This window comes from Mesorhizobium sp. M1E.F.Ca.ET.063.01.1.1 (genome assembly GCF_003998155.1).
Taxonomy (GTDB): Bacteria; Pseudomonadota; Alphaproteobacteria; order Rhizobiales; family Rhizobiaceae; genus Mesorhizobium.
Genome location: NZ_RZSC01000374.1, coordinates 1 through 5,685 on the forward strand (window position 1 = coordinate 1; position 5,685 = coordinate 5,685).

Here is a 5,685-nt window from a genome sequence, read left to right on the forward strand (position 1 = left end):
CCCGCGCACTGGTCAACAAGCCGGCGGTGCTTCTGCTCGACGAGCCGCTGGCGGCGCTCGACAAGAAGCTGCGCACCGACATGCAGATCGAGCTGCAGAACCTGCAGCGCGACATCGGCATCACCTTCGTGCTGGTCACCCACGACCAGGAGGAAGCGCTGTCGATGAGCGACTTCGTCTGCGTTATGAATGGCGGCCGCGTCGTCCAACTCGGCCAGCCGAGCGAGATCTATGACGAGCCGGCGGACCTGTTCGTCGCCGATTTCGTCGGCAAGACCAATCTTTTGAGCGGCAAAGTGGCGGGTCTTTCCGGCGACCTCGTCGACGTGGCGCTCTCCGACGGCACGGTCATCGCTGCCCGCAAGCGGGCGCCGCTCAGCAGGGGTGAGGCCGTATCCGTCAGCCTGCGGCCGGAATCGCTCAGCCTCTCCGCGCCCGGAGGCGGCAGCCTGAAGGGCATCGTCCGCAACCGGATTTTCCTCGGCTCGACCGCCGAATACGCGGTCGAGGTCCAGGGCATCGGATCACTGCTCGCCAAGGCCGATCACGTGATCGGCCAGGGCAACCTCTTCAAGCCGGGCGAACCCGTCGCCATCGGCTTTGCCGCCGGAGCGCCGCTGGCGTTTCCGCAGCCTAAGAACAACGGGACCAACCAGAGGGAAGACCAACATGTCGAAATCCTATCGTGACGGACTACCGATAAGCCCCGAGAAATTCGTCGACCAATTGATGCGCCTGAAGCGCGGCTCGATCAGCCGGCGCGACTTCCTCGGCCTCACTGGCCTTGGCGTCGCCACCGCAGTGATGGCGCGCGAGCTTGGCATCATGCCGACACCGGCCCTTGCCGCCGAAAACCTCGGCGACCGCATGTCGATCGCTACCTGGCCGAACTATCACGACCCGCAAACCTTCGAGAACTTCAAGGCCGAGACGGGCGTCGCCGTCGAGGTCAATGTCTTCGGCTCGAACGAGGAGATGCTGGCCAAGCTGCAGGCCGGCGGCTCGGGCTGGAGCCTGTTCGTGCCGACCAACTACACCATCTCGACCTATAAGAAGCTCGGCATCATCGAGCCGCTGGACATGGCAAAGCTCGGCAATTTCGATGGCTCGCAGGAGGACGCGCGCTTCACCGCCGAAGGCACGATCGACGGGACGATCTACGCCGTGCCGAAGAACTGGGGTACGACCGGCTTTGCGGTCAACACCAAGAAGCTCGCCAAGCCGATGTCGAGCTGGAAGGAGTTCTGGGACACGGCCATGGCGGAAGGCGACGGCCGCACCATGGTGCATGACTACCAGCTCACCACGATCGGCAACGCGCTGAAATATTACGGCTACTCGTTCAACTCGCTGAAGCAGGACGAACTCGCCAAGGCCGAGGAACTGCTGCTCAAGGTCAAGCCGCATCTGTTCGCGGTGTCGAGCGACTACCAGCCGTCGATGCGCTCGGGCGACGCCTGGATGACGATGTGCTGGACCAATGACGGAGCGCAGCTCCATCGCGACATTGCCGAGATCGCCTATGTGCTCGGTAAGGAAGGCGGCGAGATCTGGACCGACTTCTACGCCATCCCGAAGGATGCGCCGAACAAGCCGGCCGGCTATGCGCTGCTCAACTACCTGATGAACCCGAAGGTGGCGGTGAAGGAGCATCTGGCCAATGGCGCGCCCTCGACCGACGCGCGGGTCAACGCGCTGCTGCCGAAGGAGGTACTCGACAATCCGATCCTCTATCCGGCCGCCGACCTTTTGAAGCCGCTCGAATTCGGCGCCGCCGCGACGCTCACCGATCCGGGCCGTGCCGAGCTGATGGCGCGCTTCAAGTCGGCTTGAGACCGGCCGGCCACAAATCCGATCCAGACAAATCGACCGGCGGGCAGATGCCCGCCGGCGCCCAAACGGCTGTTTCGATGCGCGGCAATCTTGTTCGCAAAAACCTACTGACCGCGCTGCTGCTCGCTCCGGCGACGCTGTGGCTTGTTGTCTTCCTGGTCCTGCCGTTCATAGCCATCGCCATCTTCAGCGTCGGCGAGCGGGCGCCCGAGGGTGGATACCAGGCTGCGCTGACGTTCGCGCAATATGCCAATCTGCCGGCGCGGGCGACCGCGTTCTGGAACACGATGGTGCTGGCGCCGGTCGGCGCGTTCGCCTGCCTGCTCGTCGCTTACCCCGTCGCCTACTATCTGGCGCTGCGCGCGCCGCAGCGCTGGCGGTTGATCCTGCTCGCGCTGATCGTCATCCCGTTCTGGACCAGCCTTCTGATGCGCACCTATGCCTGGATGTACATCCTTGGCGGGCGCGGCATCCCGGCCCTGCTCGCCTATGTCGGGATCGAGGATCTCAGGCTGATCAACACGCCGGGCGCGGTGCTGCTCGGCATCGTCTACGGCTATCTGCCGCTGATGATCCTGCCGATCTATGTCAGCCTGGAGCGGCTTGACCGCCGGCTGTTGGAGGCGTCCGCCGATCTCGGCGCTACGCCTTTGTTCACATTCCTCGGCGTGACGCTGAGACTTTCGCTGCCCGGCGTGATGACCGGCTTCTCCCTGGTGATGATCCTGCTGCTCGGCGAATATCTGATCCCGACGCTGCTCGGCGGCGGCAAGGTGTTCTTCATCGGCAACGCGCTGGTCGACCTCTTCCTGCAGTCGCGCAACTGGCCGTTCGGATCGGCGATCGCCATCACCCTGGTGCTGGTCTCGGTGGCGGTGCTGATCGTCGCCAACCGCATCTCGACCCGGTTGTCGGGCGCACGCCGGGTGGATCTGATCTGATGCGCGCCTTCGTCGTCGCCGTCTTTGCCTTCCTTTATCTGCCGATCGCGCTGGTCGTGCTGTTCTCCTTCAATGCCGGCCAGCATGCCAGCGAGTTCACCGGCTTCTCGGTGCAATGGTACGGCAAGGCGCTGTCGAATCCGTTCCTGGTCGAGGCGCTGAAGAACAGCCTGTTCATCGCCGCTACCAGCGCGCTGCTCGCGGCCGTTTGCGGCACGGCCGCCGCGCTTGGGCTGCAACGCGTCGGCGTGCGGACACGGGCGCTGTTCGATGCGCTGCTGGGCGCCGCGATCGTGGTGCCGGGCGTCGTCATCGGCATTTCGACGCTGGTCGCGCTGGTGCAGCTCTTTGCCGTCGTCAATCCGTTCCTCGCTTCGCTGTGGCCGACCGACCAGCCGCCGCGGCTTGCGCTCGGCTATGGCTCGATCATCGCTGCACACGGCCTGTTCTCGATGGCGCTGGTGACGATGATCGTCGGCACGCGGCTCAGCAGCCTCGACCGCAACCTGGTCGAGGCGTCGAGCGACCTCTATGCCACGCCGCTGACGACGTTCCGTTCGATCGTGCTGCCGCAGATCATGCCGGCGGTGATCGCCGGCTTCCTGCTTGCCTTCACCTTCTCCTTCGACGATTTCATCATCGCCTTCTTCGTCGCCGGCGCGCAGACGACACTGCCGATCTATGTCTTTGCCTCGATCCGGCGCGGCGTGACGCCGGAGATCAATGCCGTCGCGACGATCGTGCTCGCCGCCTCGGTCCTGCTCGTCCTGCTCGCCCAGTGGCAGCTCGGCCGACGAAAGCCATCGCCTTGAAAGACAAATCCATGATTTTGAAAGATCGCATCGCCGTGGTGACGGGCGCGGGGTCGGGCATCGGGCGCGCCGGCGCCATGATCATGGCAAGCGAGGGGGCGGTCGTGGTGATCGCCGACCGGGACCGGACGGCCGGCGAAGCCACCGCGTCCGACATCCGCCAAGCCGGCGGCCGCGCCGAAGCGGTCGCCGCCGATGTAGGCAGCGACACGGCGGTCGAGGGTCTGATCGCGGGAACGCTGGACAAGCATGGCCGGATCGACATCCTGCACAGCCACGCCGGCATCCAGGTCGGCGGCACGCTGACCGAAGTGAGCACCGACGGCATGGACGCCTCGTGGCGGATCAATGTGCGGGCCCAGTTCCTCGCTGCCAAGACGGTAATGCCGGCGATGATCGCGCAGGGCGGCGGCGTCATCCTCAACACCGCTTCGAATTCCGGCGTTTTCTACGATCGCGAGATGATCGCCTACGCCACGTCGAAGCACGCCGTGGTGGCGATGACCAGGCAGATGTCGCTCGACTACGCCAAGCACAATGTGCGCATCAACGCGCTCTGCCCGGGCTGGGTCGACACGCCGTTCAACGAGCCGTTCATCGCCCAGATGGGCGGGCGCGATGCGATCGAAAACTATGTCCGCACCAAGATCCCGATGGGGCGCTGGGCGAGCGCGCAGGAGATCGCCGAAGCGATCCTGTTCCTCGTCTCCGACCGCTCGTCCTTCATGACCGGCCAGGCGCTGGTCGTGGACGGTGGCGAGAGCATCGGCTGAGGCGCCGGCCCGGAAGTGCGATGAGCCTGTTCGGCGAAGCGTGCTTGCGCCGGAAGCAACGATCGGTCAAACCATAGGTCAGGTTCCTAGACGAGGCTTGCCGTACAAGTGGCAAAAAGGCTCTCCCGCTCTCGGCCGTTTTCAATTCCGGCCGCAAGAAACCGCGCTTCGGCGGGATATCACTGATCATGCGCTGCTGCCGGCACGAGAATTTGCAACGCGCGGAGGAGACCAAGGTCGGCTCGCATGTCGTTCGTGATGGTTGGACCGAAGGGGTAGCGAGGACGCTCAATCCGGCCTCCGGGCCGGCCATCAGGCGGGCGTCCTTCGGATAGCGCAGCTTACATAAACATCTGCCCGGAACGGACGTGCCCGCCGAAGCGATCTCTCCTTCGTACGGACATGACCGATGCTTGATAAACAGGACTTTTCACCCTCCAGCAGCGCCGATCCGCAAAGCTGGCTGACAACGCATGGGATAAACGAGGTCGAATGCCTCGTGCCCGACGTCAACGGCGTGCTGCGCGGCAAGGCCTTGCCGGCGGCCAAGTTCCTCAAGTCGCTCGAGGACCGGGCGCTTTGCCTGCCGAGCAGTGCCTTCCTGGTCGCCATCGACGGCCGCTATTCCGGCTCCATCGATGAGGGCTTTGCCTATCAGGACCCCGACATGCGCATGGTGCCGGACCTGTCGACGCTTTGCCATGCGCCGGGCGCCGGCGCCGGCAAGGCCTATGTCTTTGCCGACACATTCCACATGGACGACCGGCCATGGATGGCCTCGCCGCGCCATGTGCTGCGGGCCGTGCTCGATCTCTACCGTCGGCGCGGCTGGCGCGCGGTGATGGCGCCGGAGCTGGAATTCTATCTCACGGCGCCAAACCCCGATCCGGACCGGCCGCTGACCGCGCCGGTTGGGCGCAACGGCCGTCCGGAAAACGTGCAGCATCCTTACGACATGCAGGCGCTGGAGGAGTTCGAGCCGGTTATCCAACGCATCTATGCGCATTCGGCGGCGGCTGGGTTGCCGCTCGACACGCTGATCCATGAATCCGGCACGGCGCAGTTGGAAATCAACTTCCTGCATGGCGATCCGCTGGCGCTGGCCGACAAGGCGCTGCTGTTCAAACGTATTGCGCGGCAGGCGGCGCAGGCGAACGGCATGCACGCCACCTTCATGGCGAAACCGATCGCGGCGCAGGCCGGCAGCTCGATGCACCTGCATATGTCGATCGTCGACGAGAGCGGCGAGCCCTTGTTCGCCGGCAAAGACGGCGAGGACAGCGAGATGTTCGCGCACTTCATCGGCGGCCTGCAGAAATACATCCC

The 5,685-nt window shown here is 64.7% G+C and carries 6 protein-coding genes; all 6 read left to right on the forward strand.

From position 1 onward, the window contains the following. Positions 1-689 (forward strand): ABC transporter ATP-binding protein (locus tag EOA29_RS22910; RefSeq protein WP_145969749.1); only part of this gene is annotated, 689 nt, incomplete at its 5' end. After that, positions 670-1,833, forward strand: coding sequence for a spermidine/putrescine ABC transporter substrate-binding protein (locus EOA29_RS22915; protein ID WP_126091823.1), 1,164 nt, complete (start codon positions 670-672; stop codon positions 1,831-1,833). The genes EOA29_RS22910 and EOA29_RS22915, both read left to right, overlap by 20 nt. Positions 1,834-1,910: 77 nt before the next feature. Further along, positions 1,911-2,774 carry an ABC transporter permease gene (locus tag EOA29_RS22920; protein ID WP_126091824.1) on the forward strand — a complete coding sequence of 288 codons (864 nt, stop codon included), beginning with the start codon at positions 1,911-1,913 and terminating at the stop codon, positions 2,772-2,774. Beyond that, entirely contained in the window at positions 2,774-3,586 is an 813-nt protein-coding gene (locus tag EOA29_RS22925) for an ABC transporter permease (RefSeq protein WP_126091825.1), read from the forward strand. Before EOA29_RS22920 ends, EOA29_RS22925 begins: the two co-directional genes overlap by 1 nt. 11 nt (positions 3,587-3,597) lie before the next feature. Beyond that, positions 3,598-4,359 carry a glucose 1-dehydrogenase gene (locus tag EOA29_RS22930; protein WP_126091826.1) on the forward strand — a complete coding sequence of 254 codons (762 nt, stop codon included), beginning with the start codon at positions 3,598-3,600 and terminating at the stop codon, positions 4,357-4,359. A 409-nt stretch (positions 4,360-4,768) separates the two neighbouring features. Next, on the forward strand, positions 4,769-5,685 hold a 917-nt coding region (locus tag EOA29_RS22935; protein WP_145969750.1), incomplete at its 3' end, for a glutamine synthetase family protein.

What these genes read in the sequence shown, in the direction of transcription:
- EOA29_RS22915 (WP_126091823.1), top strand. Translation starts at nt 670, where the DNA reads ATGTCGAAATCCTATCGTGACGGACTACCGATAAGCCCCGAGAAATTC.
- EOA29_RS22920 (WP_126091824.1), top strand. Translation starts at nt 1,911, where the DNA reads ATGCGCGGCAATCTTGTTCGCAAAAACCTACTGACCGCGCTGCTGCTC.
- EOA29_RS22930 (WP_126091826.1), top strand. Translation starts at nt 3,598, where the DNA reads ATGATTTTGAAAGATCGCATCGCCGTGGTGACGGGCGCGGGGTCGGGC.
- EOA29_RS22925 (WP_126091825.1), top strand. Translation starts at nt 2,774, where the DNA reads ATGCGCGCCTTCGTCGTCGCCGTCTTTGCCTTCCTTTATCTGCCGATC.